The sequence below is a fragment of the Pseudomonas sp. VEM90 genome (assembly GCF_054611535.1).
Map to the genome: position 1 here is coordinate 238,361 of NZ_JBTRAR010000003.1, position 15,369 is coordinate 253,729.

General features: G+C 61.8%; 15 protein-coding genes. 3 read left to right on the forward strand and 12 right to left on the reverse strand.

The features are described from left to right. Positions 1–66: 66 nt before the first annotated feature. The 8 genes from era to rpoE all read right to left on the reverse strand — a co-directional run bounded on the left by era (position 67) and on the right by rpoE (position 8,448). Positions 67–969, reverse strand: a complete 903-nt coding sequence (era, locus tag ACYCCG_RS05250) for a GTPase Era (RefSeq protein WP_003252061.1) — start codon at positions 967–969, stop codon at positions 67–69. Then, positions 962–1,651 (reverse strand): ribonuclease III, encoded by a 690-nt coding sequence (gene rnc, locus ACYCCG_RS05255; protein WP_003252059.1) that lies wholly within the window; start codon positions 1,649–1,651, stop codon positions 962–964. The genes era and rnc overlap by 8 nt, the downstream gene beginning before the upstream one ends. A 163-nt stretch (positions 1,652–1,814) precedes the next feature. After that, positions 1,815–2,669 (reverse strand): signal peptidase I, encoded by an 855-nt coding sequence (lepB, locus tag ACYCCG_RS05260; protein WP_176682685.1) that lies wholly within the window; start codon positions 2,667–2,669, stop codon positions 1,815–1,817. Between the two features lie 5 nt (positions 2,670–2,674). Next, positions 2,675–4,474: a translation elongation factor 4 gene (gene lepA / locus ACYCCG_RS05265; RefSeq protein ID WP_176682684.1), complete on the reverse strand. Its 1,800-nt coding sequence runs from the start codon at positions 4,472–4,474 to the stop codon at positions 2,675–2,677. Between the two features lie 180 nt (positions 4,475–4,654). After that, a complete protein-coding gene (locus ACYCCG_RS05270; RefSeq protein ID WP_422630956.1) occupies positions 4,655–6,055 on the reverse strand; it encodes a DegQ family serine endoprotease in 1,401 nt (466 codons plus the stop codon). A gap of 209 nt (positions 6,056–6,264) precedes the next feature. Then, entirely contained in the window at positions 6,265–7,230 is a 966-nt protein-coding gene (locus ACYCCG_RS05275; RefSeq protein ID WP_209963781.1) for a MucB/RseB C-terminal domain-containing protein, read from the reverse strand. Positions 7,231–7,242: 12 nt separating this feature from the next. Further along, positions 7,243–7,833 carry a sigma-E factor negative regulatory protein gene (locus ACYCCG_RS05280; RefSeq protein WP_401097990.1) on the reverse strand — a complete coding sequence of 197 codons (591 nt, stop codon included), beginning with the start codon at positions 7,831–7,833 and terminating at the stop codon, positions 7,243–7,245. Between the two features lie 33 nt (positions 7,834–7,866). Further along, a complete protein-coding gene (rpoE, locus tag ACYCCG_RS05285) occupies positions 7,867–8,448 on the reverse strand; it encodes an RNA polymerase sigma factor RpoE (protein WP_003252049.1) in 582 nt (193 codons plus the stop codon). A 435-nt stretch (positions 8,449–8,883) separates the two neighbouring features. Between rpoE and nadB the strand changes: the two genes are divergently transcribed. Further along, positions 8,884–10,488 carry an L-aspartate oxidase gene (gene nadB / locus ACYCCG_RS05290; RefSeq protein ID WP_176682680.1) on the forward strand — a complete coding sequence of 535 codons (1,605 nt, stop codon included), beginning with the start codon at positions 8,884–8,886 and terminating at the stop codon, positions 10,486–10,488. Between the two features lie 118 nt (positions 10,489–10,606). On the opposite strand, the gene ACYCCG_RS05295 is transcribed toward nadB, so the two are convergent. Next, positions 10,607–11,065 (reverse strand): protein YgfX, encoded by a 459-nt coding sequence (locus ACYCCG_RS05295; RefSeq protein WP_176682679.1) that lies wholly within the window; start codon positions 11,063–11,065, stop codon positions 10,607–10,609. Beyond that, positions 11,049–11,303, reverse strand: coding sequence for an FAD assembly factor SdhE (locus ACYCCG_RS05300; RefSeq protein WP_003252043.1), 255 nt, complete (start codon positions 11,301–11,303; stop codon positions 11,049–11,051). Before ACYCCG_RS05300 ends, ACYCCG_RS05295 begins: the two co-directional genes overlap by 17 nt. A gap of 133 nt (positions 11,304–11,436) precedes the next feature. On the opposite strand from ACYCCG_RS05300, the gene ygfZ reads away from it, so the two are divergent. Together ygfZ and ACYCCG_RS05310 are read left to right on the forward strand one after the other, a co-directional pair. After that, positions 11,437–12,378 (forward strand): CAF17-like 4Fe-4S cluster assembly/insertion protein YgfZ, encoded by a 942-nt coding sequence (ygfZ, locus tag ACYCCG_RS05305; protein ID WP_209963772.1) that lies wholly within the window; start codon positions 11,437–11,439, stop codon positions 12,376–12,378. 55 nt (positions 12,379–12,433) lie between these two features. After that, positions 12,434–13,240, forward strand: coding sequence for an HDOD domain-containing protein (locus ACYCCG_RS05310; protein WP_176682677.1), 807 nt, complete (start codon positions 12,434–12,436; stop codon positions 13,238–13,240). 65 nt (positions 13,241–13,305) lie between these two features. Here the strand turns inward: ACYCCG_RS05310 and ACYCCG_RS05315 are convergent, their stop codons facing one another. Both ACYCCG_RS05315 and ACYCCG_RS05320 read right to left on the reverse strand, forming a co-directional pair. Beyond that, positions 13,306–14,685, reverse strand: a complete 1,380-nt coding sequence (locus ACYCCG_RS05315; protein WP_176682676.1) for a sensor histidine kinase — start codon at positions 14,683–14,685, stop codon at positions 13,306–13,308. After that, positions 14,678–15,349 carry a response regulator gene (locus ACYCCG_RS05320; RefSeq protein WP_021785746.1) on the reverse strand — a complete coding sequence of 224 codons (672 nt, stop codon included), beginning with the start codon at positions 15,347–15,349 and terminating at the stop codon, positions 14,678–14,680. The genes ACYCCG_RS05315 and ACYCCG_RS05320 overlap by 8 nt, the downstream gene beginning before the upstream one ends. Positions 15,350–15,369: the final 20 nt, after the last annotated feature.

Here is a 15,369-nt window from a genome sequence, read left to right on the forward strand (position 1 = left end):
CAGTGAACTCACTATCGCATTCGCGGGCACGCCCGCTCCCACAGCAATAACCGACCGGTCAGGTAATTACAGGTCGCCGTAGCCCAGCGAACGCAGTGCACGCTCGTCGTCGGACCAGCCGCCCTTCACCTTGACCCACAGGTTGAGCATGACCTTGGAATCGAACAGCACTTCCATGTCCTTGCGCGCCTCGGACCCGATGCGCTTGATGCGCTCGCCCTTGTCACCAATGATGATTTTCTTCTGGCCGTCGCGCTCAACCAGGATCAGCGCGTGAATGTGCAGCACATGACCCTGCTGCTTGAATTCCTCGATTTCGACGGTGATCTGGTACGGCAGCTCCGCACCCAACTGGCGCATGATTTTCTCGCGTACCAGTTCAGCGGCGAGGAAGCGGCTGCTACGGTCGGTGATCTGGTCTTCGGGGAAGAAATGATCGTTCTCGGGCAGGTGCTTGGCGATCTGTGCTTCCAGCGCTTCAAGGTTGTGCCCCTGCTGCGCGGAAATCGGCATCACCTCGGCGTTCGGCAGTTGCTCTTGGAGCCACTGCAGGTGCGGGATCAGCTCGGCTTTCTCTTCCATGCGGTCGGTCTTGTTGACTGCGATGATCAGCGGGCCGGTCACATACTGCACGCGCTCCAGAACCAGCTGGTCCTCGTCGGTCCACTTGGTACGGTCGACCACGAAGATAACCACGTCGACGTCCTTGAGGGCTGCCGAGGCGTTGCGGTTCATGTAGCGGTTCAGCGCCTTGTCGTTGGCCTTGTGCATCCCCGGGGTATCGACATAGATCGCCTGCACATCACCTTCGGTCTTGATGCCGAGCATGTTGTGGCGGGTGGTCTGGGGCTTGCGCGAGGTAATCGCCAGCTTCTGACCGAGGATGTGGTTGAGCAGGGTCGACTTGCCGACGTTGGGGCGGCCGACAATGGCTACGTAGCCGCAGCGGGTCGGGTTGCTATCAGTCATTGCCATTCTCCACGCCCAGGGCGATCAGTGCAGACGCGGCGGCGACTTGCTCGGCAATACGCCGGCTAACGCCCTGACCACGGCTCTTGTTGTTCAGCAGTACCACTTCGCATTCGACGAAGAAGGTCCGGCAGTGTGGTTCACCCTGGATATCCACTACTTCGTAACGCGGCAGCTCACAGCTGCGCGACTGCAGGAACTCTTGCAGGCGGGTTTTCGGATCTTTATTGGTGTCGACCAGTGTCAGGCCTTCAAACTCATCGGCCAGCCAGGCCAAGATGCGCTCCCGGGCGGTGTCCATGTCAGCGTCCAGATAGATGGCACCAATCAGTGCCTCCAGGGCGTCGGCCAGGATCGACTCGCGGCGAAAGCCGCCGCTCTTGAGTTCTCCGGAACCCAGGCGCAGGTAATCGCCCAGGTCAAATCCACGGGCCAGACGGGCCAGGGTCTCACCCTTGACCAGCCGCGCACGCAGCCGCGACAACTGGCCTTCACGGGCCTGCGGAAAACGCTCGAACAGCGCTTCACCGGCAACGAAGTTGAGAATGGCGTCACCGAGGAACTCCAGGCGCTCATTGTTGCGCCCGGCGTAACTGCGATGGGTCAGCGCCAGGAGCATCTGGTCCTGGTTCTTGAAGGTGTAACCGAGCTTTCGCTCCAGACCGGCAAGGGAAGCACTCATGCGGCCACCCGATCGTTGTTCAACGCGTTGTTCAAATCAACATCCTGAAAGACTGTTTGGCTGTGGTCCGCCGATCGATCTGCGGCGAATCTCCCGATCCCTGAGAACACAGCCTATGTCAGAAATGCATTCGGCGCTGCCTGCTGGACAGCGCCGATGGGTATCAATGGATCAGGCCAACCCGCGACAGGTTGGGCAAGTGGCTGAGCTTGGGCTCTGGCCAGCTCATCCACACCGCGAAGGCCTTGCCGACAATGTTCCGGTCCGGAACCATGCCGTGCAGTTCCTTGGGAATGTTTGGGTCATCCCAGAAACGGCTATCGTTGGAGTTGTCGCGGTTGTCGCCCATCATGAAGTAATGGCCCGCTGGCACGGTCCACTGCTGGTCCGGCGGCATGCGATAACGGCTCATTTCCTTGCGGATCAGGTGCTCGGTCTCGCCGAGCTTTTCCTTGTACAGCTGAGCGCTGCCCAGGGTACCCGGCTCGCTGCCCACCAGTTGTTCGGCAACGGACTGACCGTTGACGAACAGCCGCTTGTCGTTGGTGTAGCGGACCACGTCACCCGGCAGGCCGACCACACGCTTGATGTAGTTGACATTCGGGTCGCTCGGGTAGCGGAACACCATCACATCCCCGCGTTGCGGGTCACCGACCGCAATGACCTTCTTGTCGATCACCGGCAGGCGAATGCCGTACGAGAACTTGTTCACCAGGATGAAGTCGCCCACTTCCAGGGTCGGCTTCATCGATCCCGAAGGGATCTGGAACGGCTCGACCAGGAACGAACGCAGCACCAGCACGATGAACAGCACCGGGAAGAACGACTTGCCGTACTCGACCAGCAACGGCTCCTTGTTCAGCCGTTCGACCACCGCCATCTCAGGCTGGCTGACGCTGCCTTGATAGTTGGCGATTGCCGCACGCCGGCGCGGAGCCAGGAACAGCAGGTCGATCAAGCCCAGCAGACCGCAGATGAAGACGGCGATGACTAACAACAGCGGGAAATTTAGCGACATAGGACCTAGCTATCCAACCTGAGCACGGCGAGGAAGGCTTCTTGTGGAATTTCCACATTGCCCACCTGTTTCATGCGTTTCTTACCGGCCTTCTGCTTCTCCAGCAGCTTTTTCTTACGGCTGACGTCACCGCCGTAGCACTTGGCCAGTACGTTCTTTCTGAGCGCCTTGACGGTTGTCCGCGCAATGATCTGGCCGCCAATGGCTGCCTGGATCGCTACGTCGAACATCTGCCGAGGGATCAGTTCCTTCATCTTCTCGGTCAACGCACGGCCTTTGTAGGCCGCGTTGTCGCGGTGCACGATCAATGCCAGGGCATCGACCTTGTCGCCGTTGATCAGTACATCCAGCTTGACCAGGTTGGCCGACTGGTAGCGGTCGAAATGGTAGTCCAGCGAAGCATAGCCGCGGCTGGTGGATTTGAGACGGTCGAAGAAGTCGAGCACCACTTCGTTCATCGGCATGTCGTAACGCACCTGCACCTGGCTGCCGAGGAACTGCATGTCGCGCTGTACGCCACGCTTCTCGATGCACAGGGTGATGACGTTGCCCAGGTGCTCTTGCGGGACCAGGATGGTCGCGGTGACGATCGGCTCGCGGAAGTCGGCTACAGCCGAGACGTCCGGCAGCTTGGACGGGTTGTCGACGACGATGGTTTCGCCGGTTTTCAACTCCAGCTCGTAGATCACGCTTGGTGCGGTGGTGATCAGGTCCAGGTCGTACTCGCGCTCCAGGCGCTCCTGGATGATCTCCATGTGCAACATGCCCAGGAAACCGCAACGGAAGCCAAAGCCCAGCGCGTCGGAGCTTTCCGGCATGTACTGCAGCGAGGAGTCGTTCAGGGTCAGCTTCTGCAAAGCGTCGCGGAAATCCTCGAAGTCGTCGGAGCTGACCGGGAACAGGCCGGCGTAGACCTGCGGCTGGATTTTCTTGAAGCCTGGCAACACTTCGACCTCAGGGGTCGAGGACAGGGTCAGGGTGTCGCCAACCGGGGCGCCGTGAATGTCCTTGATGCTGGCGATGATGAAGCCTACTTCACCGGCTTTCAGATCGGCAGTCTGGGTATGTTTCGGGGTGAAGACACCGACGCTGTCGACCAGGTGCACCTTGCCGGTGGACTTGACCAGGATCTTGTCGCCTTTCTTGACGCGGCCCTGGCGCACGCGCACCAGCGAGACCACACCCAGGTAGTTGTCGAACCAGGAGTCGATGATCAGGGCTTGCAGCGGTGCATCGATCTCGCCTTTCGGCGCGGGGATGGTGTGCACCAGGCGCTCGAGCACCTCGTCCACGCCCATGCCGCTCTTGGCGCTGCAGGCTACGGCGTCGGTGGCGTCGATACCGATGATCTTCTCGATCTCGTCCTTGACACGGTCAGGGTCGGCCTGGGGCAGGTCCATCTTGTTCAGGACCGGCATGACCTCCAGGCCCTGCTCAATAGCGGTGTAGCAGTTGGCTACGGACTGGGCTTCCACGCCCTGGCCGGCGTCGACCACCAGCAGCGCCCCCTCACAGGCCGCCAGCGAGCGCGAGACTTCGTAGGTGAAGTCGACGTGGCCGGGGGTATCGATGAAGTTCAGCTGGTAGATCTTGCCGTCCTGCGCCTTGTAGTGAAGCGTGACGCTGTGGGCCTTGATGGTGATACCGCGCTCACGCTCCAGGTCCATGGAATCGAGCACCTGGGCTTCCATCTCGCGCGCCGTCAGGCCGCCGCACATCTGGATGAAACGGTCAGCCAGCGTCGACTTGCCATGGTCGATGTGGGCGATGATGGAGAAATTGCGGATATGACTCAAATCACTCACGGGTCAACACTCGAAAAGGCTGCGAGCCGGACGCCCGCCGAAAAATAGCCGGGAATTGTACCTTAAGCTGCTGGGTTATGGGAGATTCCTCTGTCCGACTGTACACAGCAATCATTCCCGCAATTGTGAATATTCATGAAAAAGGGCAGCCGAAGCTGCCCTTTCGCCTTGCGAAACCGCTTATTCAGCGAGCTTGAAGGTGATGAAGCTGGCGCGGCCCTGACGCAGCACGCGCATCGACACAGAACGGTTCTTCGGCAGTTCCTTGGCGATTTCGGTGAATTCCTTGGCCGAACCGATGGCCTGGTTGTTCAGATGGCTGATGACATCACCCGGGCGCAAGCCGATCATGGCTGCCGGGCCATCCTGCACTTCCTTGATGACCACGCCACCTTTGAGCTCCAGCGACTTTTTCTGCTCGGCGGTCAGGTCGGCGACCGATACACCCAGGCGGTTGCTGCTACGCTCAGCGCTGCCGTCGGCACCGGTGCCGATGTCGACATCGTCGTCCGGCAGTGCGCCAACGCTTATGTTCAGGGTCTGGCGTTTGCCATTGCGGATGATTTCCAGCTTGGCCTTCTCGCCATCCTTGAGGCTGCCAACCAGGTGCGGCAGATCGGCCGACATGACGATTGGCTGGCCATTCATGCTGAGGATCACGTCGCCCACCTGCAGGCCGCCTTTGGCCGCCGGGCCGTCTTCCAACACCTGGGCCACCAGGGCACCCGCCGGCTTGTCCAGGCCGAACGATTCAGCCAGGTCCTTGTTGACCTCCTGAATCACCACGCCCAGCCAGCCGCGGCTGACCTTGCCGTCTTTCTTCAACTGGTTGGAGACATCGATCGCCACATCGATCGGGATGGCGAACGACAGGCCCATGAAACCGCCAGAACGGGTGAAGATTTGCGAGTTGATACCCACCACTTCGCCTTTCATGTTGAACAGCGGGCCGCCGGAGTTACCCGGGTTGATGGCAACGTCGGTCTGGATGAACGGTACGTAGGTGTCATTGGGCAGGGTCCGGCCCTTGGCGCTGACAATACCTTTGGTCACCGAATGGTCGAAGCCGAACGGGGAACCGATGGCCAGTACCCACTCGCCCACCTTGAGCTTTTCGGAATCCCCCAGCTTCACGATCGGCAGGTTCTTGCCGTCGACCTTCAGCAGCGCCACGTCGGTACGCGGATCGGTGCCAACCAGCTTGGCCTTCAGCTCGCTGCGGTCCGACAGGCGGACGATGATCTCATCGGCATCGGCCACCACATGGTTATTGGTGAGCACATAGCCATCACTGGAAATGATGAAGCCCGAGCCCAGCGACTGCGCCTCGCGCTGGCGGTCGCCGCGCGGCGAGCGCGGCTGCTGTGGCATGTTGCGCTCGAAGAATTCACGGAACATCGGCGGCAGGCCTTCCAGGTCCGGCATCTGACCTGCCGCGATCCGGCGGTCAGGCAGCTTCTGCTTGGTACTGATGTTGACCACCGCCGGCGAAGCCTGCTCCACCAGGGTGGTGAAGTCCGGCAGAGCTTCCTCGGCCTGGGCGGTGAGTACCTGGCCGAGCATCAGCACAGCAGCGAACATTATTAGGTAGGATTTCAAGCGTGGTATTGACATACGACTCCCGTCACAACGAGCGGTAGTTTAGAAAGACCCCTGCACAAAGCAGAAAAGGCCAGGCTCTTCAAAGCCTGACCTATAGAAAATTTGCCGATAGATTGCAAATGACAATGCTTTAATTTCATTTCAGCCGCATGACCGCCCACCTTGGCTCAACCCGCAAAAACGTGCCATTACTGGCGCGCCTGGGCATCCTGGGGGCGCATCGACAGGGCGACGCGCTCTGCCGTACCCAGCGGGATTTCGCCAACCACGGTCACCATCACTTTGCCCTTTGGTGTATTCAGGCGACGCGAAACCGCCGAAGTCGGGCCTAACTGGGTGCGCATGTCGGTGCCGCCATCATCGCTCACTTGCTCGATGAATACCGAAAAACGCGCCAGGCCGTCGTCGTACATCAGGCTGCTGACCGAACTGTTGCGCTTGGGATCGCGGCGTACCGAGCTGTTGACCAGCTCGAAACCGGGTGGCAGCCAGTCCGAACGCCAACCCGCGGCGCTATCATTGCTCCCGGCCGCCAGGTGCTGCACTGGCTTGCAAGCAGCACCTGGACGCAGGTCTGCGTCGCTGGGGATGTCATCGATATCGAGACGGGTCATCTGGAAGCGTTCCAGCAACTGCCCCTTGTCGTTGAGCATCAACGAACGCAGCGGCAAGCCCGAGTGACGGTCCAGATGCAATTCGAAAGCATAGCGGTGCTGATCGCGTGGAGTGAGCGTGATAATCACGGCATCGCGCCCGGCGACCCGCGACTTGCCTGCCACACTCAAATCGTACCAGCCCATCAGTTTCAGCGGATCAAGCACACGCGGTGCGGTGTCCGGCGGCGCCATGACACCGCTGGCCAAGGCCCCACTGACGCACTCCACCTTGCCATCCACGCGCACGATTTCCTGGGCGGTGCCATCAAGCTGCAACAGCCGCTCGCTGACTTTGCCGTCCTCGACCCTGTGCCAGATGTCGTGAGAGGAGAAACTGCCATTGCGTTCGTAGACGAACGAACCTTGATAGCTCTGTTTTTGCTCGGCCTGTGCCAGCTTGTTCAGCCACTCACTCGCCTCAGGCGAAGAATTGGCCGCCAATGCTGGCACCGTCATGCAGCTGCCAATCAGCAGCGACAGGAGAGGTAGCGCGCGCATGATCCTCCTTACTTAACGGTTTTCCAGGCTGGCGGCGCGGGCATACGGCAATGCGGTTTCAGTGCCCTTGAGCGCAGATTCCTGGGCATGCTGGCGCAGGTAGCCTGGCAGACGCTGATCCCAGCCGGCCTGGTTCTGCAGCACGCCATTGGCCATTGGCCCGGTCGGTTGCTCACTGCTCTCACTATAGCCTGCCAAAACGGCCGGGCCTTGCGCTTGTGGCACACTCAGGCCTTGCTGGACTGGCTGCTGGGCAGCAAGCTCAGCCCCAGTGATCTCGTCCTGGTTGTACATACGTACACCAGCCAGCACCGCCACGGTAACCGAGGCCGCTACCGCCAGACGGCCAATGCTGCGCCAGGGGCCTTTCTTGACCTTGGTTGGCACGGCTTCGTCGGCCAGTGCAGCAGACACCGCCGAGGCGATATCCAGATTAGGCAGCAGCAGCTCCTTGTGCATGGCTGCACGGGCAACCTGGTAACGCGACCAGGTGGCACGGGTTTCGGCTTCGTCGACGGCGTTCAACACCCGACGCAATTCCAGTTCATCCGCTTCGTTATCCATCACCGCGGACAGCGATTCCTGCAAAGCTTCACGACTCATGGCGGTTCCTCTCTTGGCGCTGTCGCCGCTGTCTCAGGTTTCCTGCAACAACGGCTGCAGGGCTTTATCTATGGCCTCCCGAGCGCGGAAGATTCGAGAGCGCACGGTACCCACCGGACATTGCATGACACTGGCAATGTCTTCATAACTCAGCCCGTCGAACTCGCGTAGCGTCAATGCCGTACGCAGGTCTTCGGGCAGTTGCTGGATGGTGCGATGGACGGTGCCTTCGATTTCATCCCGCAACAACGAGCGCTCTGGTGACTCGAGATCCTTGAGGCCATGATCGCCGTCGTAAAACTCCGCATCCTCGGAGCTCACATCACTGTCTGGCGGCCGTCTTCCACGGGACACCAGGTAGTTCTTCGCCGTGTTGATGGCGATGCGGTACAGCCACGTATAGAACGCACTGTCGCCGCGGAAGTTGCCAAGCGCACGATAGGCCTTGATGAAGGCTTCCTGTGCTACATCCTGGGCCTCGTGGGTATCGTGGACAAACCGCACGATCAACCCGAGAATCTTGTGCTGATACTTCAGCACCAACAGATCGAAAGCTCGCCTGTCGCCGCGCTGAACGCGCTCGACAAGTTGCTGATCCTCTTCCTGGGTTAGCATGAACACTCCTCAGTGAACTCGAAGGAGCGTTGCATCAGCCATCGTTCAGGCTTGCAACCATAGACTCGGGCTTTGCGCAAAAGTTCTCCCCTCCAAGCAAGTTTCCTGCAGCCCTTGGTCGGCTTGCACGGAAGACGCGGCGCGGTCACGGCCGGCTACGTCGATAATCAGGTTTCAAATACGCAGGGGTAAAGCCCGGAAAGGCCTGCCGCCCTGCGTCGCCGCGGCAAATTGTGGCGTGCGGGCAGCCTTCATAGGATTTCCGGCCATGTCGGAAAGTTCCCACAAAGGTTATCGCAACCTGGCAGGCAGCATGGAAATTGGCCACCTGGGGCTGCTATAAAGGCATCCGACCACGTTTAACGATAGTTTCACAATGCCATCCGCGCGTGACCATTGTGCCGTGCCCCTCCCAAAGATTACTAGTGTCCCGACATGAGCCAACAATTCCAACATGATGTCCTGGTGATCGGCAGCGGTGCCGCCGGTCTCAGCCTGGCACTTAACCTCCCCAACCACCTTCGCGTTGCCGTGTTGAGCAAGGGCGACCTGGCCAATGGCTCGACCTTCTGGGCCCAGGGCGGCGTCGCTGCCGTGCTGGACAATACCGATACTGTGCAGTCGCATGTCGAGGACACCCTCAATGCTGGCGGCGGGCTGTGCCATGAAGACGCGGTGCGCTTTACCGTCGAGCACAGCCGCGAAGCGATCCAGTGGCTGATCGAGCAAGGCGTGCCCTTCACCCGCGATGAGCACTACAGCGTCGACGATGGTGGCTTCGAGTTCCACCTCACCCGTGAAGGGGGCCATAGCCACCGGCGCATCATCCACGCCGCCGACGCTACCGGCGCGGCAATTTTCACCACGCTGCTGGAACAGGCTCGCCAGCGCCCGAACATCCAGCTGCTGGAGCAGCGGGTGGCGGTCGACCTGATCACCGAACGCCGTCTGGGCCTACCCGGCGAACGCTGCCTGGGCGCCTACGTGCTCGACCGCAACACCGGTGAGGTAGACACGTTCGGCGCGCGCTTCACCGTGCTGGCCACTGGCGGTGCGGCCAAGGTCTACCTCTATACCAGCAACCCGGATGGTGCCTGCGGCGACGGTATCGCCATGGCCTGGCGGGCCGGCTGCCGGGTGGCGAACCTGGAATTCAACCAGTTCCACCCCACCTGCCTGTATCACCCGCAGGCCAAGAGCTTCCTGATCACCGAAGCCCTGCGCGGCGAAGGCGCCCTGCTGCGCCTGCCCAACGGCGAACGTTTCATGCCGCGCTTCGACCCGCGCGAAGAGCTGGCCCCCCGGGACATCGTGGCCCGCGCCATCGACCACGAGATGAAGCGCCTGGGCGTGGACTGCGTATACCTGGACATCACTCACAAGCCTGCTGATTTCGTCAAGAGCCACTTCCCCACGGTGTACGAGCGCTGCCTGGCCTTTGGCATCGATATCACCCGTCAGCCGATACCGGTGGTGCCTGCGGCGCATTACACCTGCGGCGGGGTGATGGTCGACGACTGCGGCCACACCGACGTGCCTGGCCTGTATGCCATCGGCGAAACCAGTTTCACCGGCCTGCACGGCGCCAACCGCATGGCCAGCAACTCGCTGCTGGAATGTTTTGTCTATGGTCGCGCCGCCGCTGCCGACATCCAGGCGCACCTGGAGCAAGTGGCCCTGCCCAAGGCCTTGCCCGGCTGGGACGCCAGCCAGGTGACCGACTCGGACGAGGATGTGATCATTGCGCACAACTGGGACGAACTGCGGCGCTTCATGTGGGACTACGTCGGCATCGTACGCACCAGCAAGCGCCTGCAGCGGGCCCAGCACCGCATTCGCCTGCTGCTGGATGAAATCGACGAGTTCTACAGCAACTACAAGGTCAGCCGTGACCTGATCGAGCTGCGCAACCTGGCGCAGGTGGCCGAGCTGATGATCCTGTCAGCCATGCAGCGCAAGGAAAGCCGTGGGTTGCATTACACACTGGATTATCCGGGGATGCTGGACGAGGCCAAGGACACCATCCTCAGCCCGCTCTGAAAACGGCGTCGCGGCCTTCGTGGGCTCGCCCGCTGCCACAGGAATTTGACTGCCTTGCAGCATTGCGCGGTACCTGTGGGAGCGGGCGAGCCCGCGAAGAAGCTGACCCGGTCTTGATCTATGCCCGGCTCACCTCGGCCCAGCGCCGCCGGCTGAACTTCAACCGCACCCGCAAGCGCCGATGCTCGTCAGCCCCTAGCGCATCCTGAGGTATGCACTGGCTTTGTCCCAGCCAACGCCCCACCCGCTCAAAGCGCAAAACCACCAGCCGTGGCAACGCCACGCTGTCCCGGCACAACCGAACCCGCTGCCAGCCACGGGCACGGCTGAGCACCTGCCAGCCCCGCACATCACGGCGCAGGCCGACAACAGCATGGTCATGGGTCAGCAGAATACGTCGGGGAATGGCCCAGCAAGCGTGGGCCGAGCAGGCGGCGACAACCGATAAGGCCAACCACCCGGGCAGCGGGCTCGCCCACACGGCAAGCCACGCCAGAACCTGACAAGCCAGGTAGACCGCCAGCAGCAGGCGCGAGCCTTGCCAGCGGCACTCGAAGCACTCACTTGGGCTGGACACGGTCCAGAATGATGCGGACCATGCGCTGCAGTTCCGGGTCTTCGGACTCGGTGCGCTCCATGAACCAGCCGAACATGTCCTGATCCTCGCAGCTCAAGAGACGCACGTACAGTTCACGGTCGGTCTCATTGAGGGTGGGGTAGACTTCCTGGGTGAAAGGCACCAGCAGTACGTCCAGTTCCAGCATGCCGCGGCGGCTGTGCCAGAAAAGCCGGTTGAGTTCAGTTTGTTCGACCATGGGGCCCTCCTCGAATGGGCCGCCAGTATACAGCCAGGCGCGCGAAGCGACACCGGGCGTTGGTCTAGTCACCTACCTATTTTGTTACCGGCGTTCTATGATGGCCGCCAGTCTTTAGCCACCGCGATGACCCATGGCCGATTCCGCTTTCTTCTGCCCCCTGTCCCACGAGGGCATCCTCGCCGTCCGCGGCTCCGATGCAGGCAAGTTCCTGCAAGGCCAGCTGACCTGCAACATCAACTACCTCAGCCAGGAATACGCCAGCCTCGGCGCCCGCTGCATGGTCAAGGGACGCATGCAGTCGAGCTTCCGTATAGTGCCCGAAGGCAACGGCTACCTGCTGGCCATGGCCAGCGAACTGCTCGACGCACAACTGGCCGACCTGAAAAAGTACGCCGTGTTCTCCAAGGCCACGCTGACCGACGAAAGCACAGCCTGGGTACGCTTCGGCCTGCAAGGTGGCGACTCTGCACTGCAGGCGCTGGGGCTTGTCGTGCCCGCAGCCGCCGGTAGCACCGTGCGCCATGATAGGCTGATCGCCATCACCGCATCCGCTGGCCGGGTTGAACTGTGGGTGCCGGCAACTGAAGCCGAGCCTGTACGCCAGGCCCTTGCCGCAGCGCTGCCCGAAGGCAGTATCAACGACTGGCTGCTGGGGCAGATTCGCGCAGGTATCGGCCAGGTCATGGGCCCGACCCGTGAGCTGTTCATTCCGCAGATGATCAACCTGCAGGCTGTCGACGGCGTCAGCTTCAAGAAAGGCTGCTACACCGGCCAGGAAATCGTCGCCCGCATGCAGTACCTGGGCAAACTCAAACGCCGCCAGTACCGCCTGGCACTGGACCAGCAGGCCATTCCGGCCCCGGGCGCCGAGATTTTCTCGCCCACCCATGGTTCGTCGGTCGGTGAAGTGGTCATTGCTGCCGGCAACGGCGCGGGCTGCGAACTGCTCGCGGTGCTCAGCGCCGAGGCGGTGGAAGACGGCAACCTGCACCTGGGCAGCCTCGAAGGCCCGCGCCTGCAGGTACTGACCCTGCCTTACGAACTGGACCGCGACCGGGAAATCCAGCGCTGACCAGCCTGCCCCACCCTTGTGGCGGGGCCGCACCACCACTGCGGTAGACATGCCCATGAACAAGCTGGCCGAGTTGGTTCAAGCACAATTGCTCGACGCCATCGAAAAGGATGACCTGGTCCTGCCAACCCTGCCCGAGGTTGCCTTGAGCATCCGCGAAGCAGCGGAAGACAGCGAGATCAGCGTAGCGGCCCTGAGCAAGGTGATCGGTCGCGACGCGGCCCTTTCAGCGCGCCTGATCAAGGTCGTCAACAGCCCACTGCTGCGTGCTGCGGTCGAGGTTACCGACCTGCATACCGCCATCACGCGGCTAGGCATCAACTACAGCTGCAACCTGGCCATCGGCCTGGTGATCGAGCAGATTTTCCATGCCCGCTCGTCCGCAGTCGAGCAGAAACTGCGCGATATCTGGGCCAGTAGCCTGGAAGTGGCGGGCATCAGCTACGAAATCTGCCGCCGCTTTACACCCCTCAAGCCTGACCAGGCCACCTTGGGTGGGCTGGTCAACCAGATTGGCGCGCTGCCGGTACTCATCTATGCCGAAGAGCACAACGAACTGTTGTCCGACCCGGTTTGCCTGCATTACGTGATCGAGCAACTCCAGCCGGTGCTGGGGGACAAGATCCTCAAGGCCTGGGAGTTTCCGGAGCAGTTGGTCCACCTGCCAAGCCAGGTTCATGACCTGGACCGCCAGACGGACAAGATCGATTACATCGACATCGTGCAGATCGCCCGCTGCATCAGCCAGCGCGGGCGCCACCGGCCATTGGCTGCGCTACCGGCTTACCGCCATCTGGGGCTGCCGTTTGGCACCGAGCTGGAGGTCGATGAACTGCTAGAGGCGCGGAGCATGTTGCGCTGAGCTGTAACAGCCTGCCAGGGCCCTTTCGCAGGTGAGCCCGCGAAAGGGCCGACACAGGCAAGCCATCAATCCGCTATAAAACTCACCCGTACCCGCAACCCGCCCTTCTCGCCATCATGCAGGCTCACCTGAGCCAGGTGCGCCCGACAGATCTCGCCAACGATCGCCAGCCCTAATCCACTGCCCTGCGCACTTCGCCGGTAGAAGCGCTCGAACACCCGTTCGCGCTCGGCCTCGGGAATACCTGGCCCGTCGTCTTCCACTTCCAGCACTGCCGGCGCCATTACCCGCAAAATCACATTGCCACCCGCTGGCGTATGCGCCAAGGCATTGTCCACCAGGTTGCTCAACAACTCGTTGAGCAACGTCGGCTCCCCTTTCAGCCATACCGGCGCCTCGGCCTCCAGCGCCAGCGCCACCCCGCGCTTGTGCGCCAAAGGCGCCATGGCCATGCCCAGCTCGCGGGCCAACTGGCTCAAGTCCAGACGCTGCGCACCGCCTTCAGCGATTGCCCGTGCGCCATTCTCGACCCGCGCCAACGATAACAACTGGTTGGCCAGATGGGTCAGCCTGTCGGTACCCTGGGCTGCAGACTCCAAGGTCTGCCGCCACTCCTGCGGCTCGGCCGAGCGCAAGCCCAGCTCGACCCGCGCCTTCAATGCCGCCAGCGGCGTACGCAGTTCGTGGGCCGCGTCGGCAATGAACTGCGCCTGGCGCTCGAACTGGCCGCGCAAGCGCTCGGTAAAGTGGTTCAAGGCGCGCACCAACGGGCTCAGTTCACGCTGTACCTGTACCACCGGCAACGCTCGCAAGTCGTCCGGCTGGCGTTCTTCCACCGCTGTGCGCAGGCGCTCCAAAGGCCGCAACGCGGCGCTCACGGCAAACCACACCATCACCAACGCCGCCAGTGCCAGCATGCCCAGACGCAGCAGGGTATCGGCCATCAACCCTCGGGCCATACGCACCCGCGCTTCCTCGGTTTCGGCTACGCGGATTTCTGCCATGCCGTTCATGTTCGGCTCGCTTACCGGCTTAAGCAGGCTGACCACACGAACGTCCTGGCCAAGGTAAGTGGCGTTGTAGAAACGCGCCAATGCCGGATAGTCATCGGTGCGCGGCGTGCCAGGCGGCGGTGGCGGCAGGTTCTCGTAGCCAGAAATCAGCCTTTGCTTGATATCCAGCACCTGATAGTAAATGCGCCCCGCACTGTCATAGGCGAATGTGTCCAACGCCACGTAAGGCACATCCGCGCTCAACGAACCATCACGCTGCGACAGGCCCGCGGCGATGGTCCTCGCCGAAGCCAGCAGGGTGCGGTCGTAGGCGGTGTCGGCGGCCTCGCGGCCATTCCAGTAGGCGCTAAGGCCGCTGGCCAGCATCAGCACCACCAGCAACAGTGCCAAATTACCCAGCAAGCGCCCGCGCAGGCTGCCGTTGTCACGCATCGCGGTGCTCGAGCAAATAGCCCAGACCGCGGAAAGTGACGATGGCCACAGGGTGCCCGTCGAGCTTCTTGCGCAGCCGGTGAATGTAGATTTCGATGGCGTCAGGGCTGGCTTCTTCGTCCAGGCCAAACACCTGGGCAGCCAGCTGCTCCTTGCTCATCACCCGGCCCGGACGAGCGATCAGCGCTTCCAGCACACTCTGCTCGCGCGAAGTCAGCGCCAGGTTGTCGTCACCGAGGGTGAAGCGCCGGGTGTCCAGGTCATACACCAACGGCCCACAGCGTTGCTGGCGCTCGCCACCGAGCACACTACGACGCAGCAAGGCCTTGACCCGCGCTTCCAGCTCGGTCAGCTCAAACGGCTTGGCCAGATAATCGTCGGCGCCCAGGTTCAGGCCATGGACCCGGTCCTTGACGTCGCTGCGCGCAGTCAGCATCAGCACCGGCAAAGTCTTGCCACGTCCTCGCAGACGCGCCAGCACCTCAAAGCCGTCCATGCGCGGCAGGCCGACATCCAGCACTGCCACAGCGTATTCCTCACTGGCCAACGCCAGGTCGGCCGCCACGCCGTCATGCAGCACATCTACGGTCAGACCATGGCTTTTCAAGGCCTGGGCCACGCTTTCGGCCAGTTGCAGGTGGTCTTCGACCAGCAGTACACGCATCGGATTCTCCCTGCTCGGGT

Coding starts and splice junctions, on each gene's coding strand:
- ACYCCG_RS05300 (WP_003252043.1), bottom strand. CDS start 11,303: ATGGTCGAACAAACTGAACTCAACCGGCTTTTCTGGCACAGCCGCCGC.
- ACYCCG_RS05310 (WP_176682677.1), top strand. CDS start 12,434: ATGAACAAGCTGGCCGAGTTGGTTCAAGCACAATTGCTCGACGCCATC.
- era (WP_003252061.1), bottom strand. CDS start 969: ATGACTGATAGCAACCCGACCCGCTGCGGCTACGTAGCCATTGTCGGC.
- lepB (WP_176682685.1), bottom strand. CDS start 2,669: ATGTCGCTAAATTTCCCGCTGTTGTTAGTCATCGCCGTCTTCATCTGC.
- ACYCCG_RS05270 (WP_422630956.1), bottom strand. CDS start 6,055: ATGTTCGCTGCTGTGCTGATGCTCGGCCAGGTACTCACCGCCCAGGCC.
- rnc (WP_003252059.1), bottom strand. CDS start 1,651: ATGAGTGCTTCCCTTGCCGGTCTGGAGCGAAAGCTCGGTTACACCTTC.
- ACYCCG_RS05275 (WP_209963781.1), bottom strand. CDS start 7,230: ATGCGCGCGCTACCTCTCCTGTCGCTGCTGATTGGCAGCTGCATGACG.
- ACYCCG_RS05320 (WP_021785746.1), bottom strand. CDS start 15,349: ATGCGTGTACTGCTGGTCGAAGACCACCTGCAACTGGCCGAAAGCGTG.
- ACYCCG_RS05280 (WP_401097990.1), bottom strand. CDS start 7,833: ATGAGTCGTGAAGCTTTGCAGGAATCGCTGTCCGCGGTGATGGATAAC.
- rpoE (WP_003252049.1), bottom strand. CDS start 8,448: ATGCTAACCCAGGAAGAGGATCAGCAACTTGTCGAGCGCGTTCAGCGC.
- nadB (WP_176682680.1), top strand. CDS start 8,884: ATGAGCCAACAATTCCAACATGATGTCCTGGTGATCGGCAGCGGTGCC.
- ACYCCG_RS05315 (WP_176682676.1), bottom strand. CDS start 14,685: ATGCGTGACAACGGCAGCCTGCGCGGGCGCTTGCTGGGTAATTTGGCA.
- ygfZ (WP_209963772.1), top strand. CDS start 11,437: ATGGCCGATTCCGCTTTCTTCTGCCCCCTGTCCCACGAGGGCATCCTC.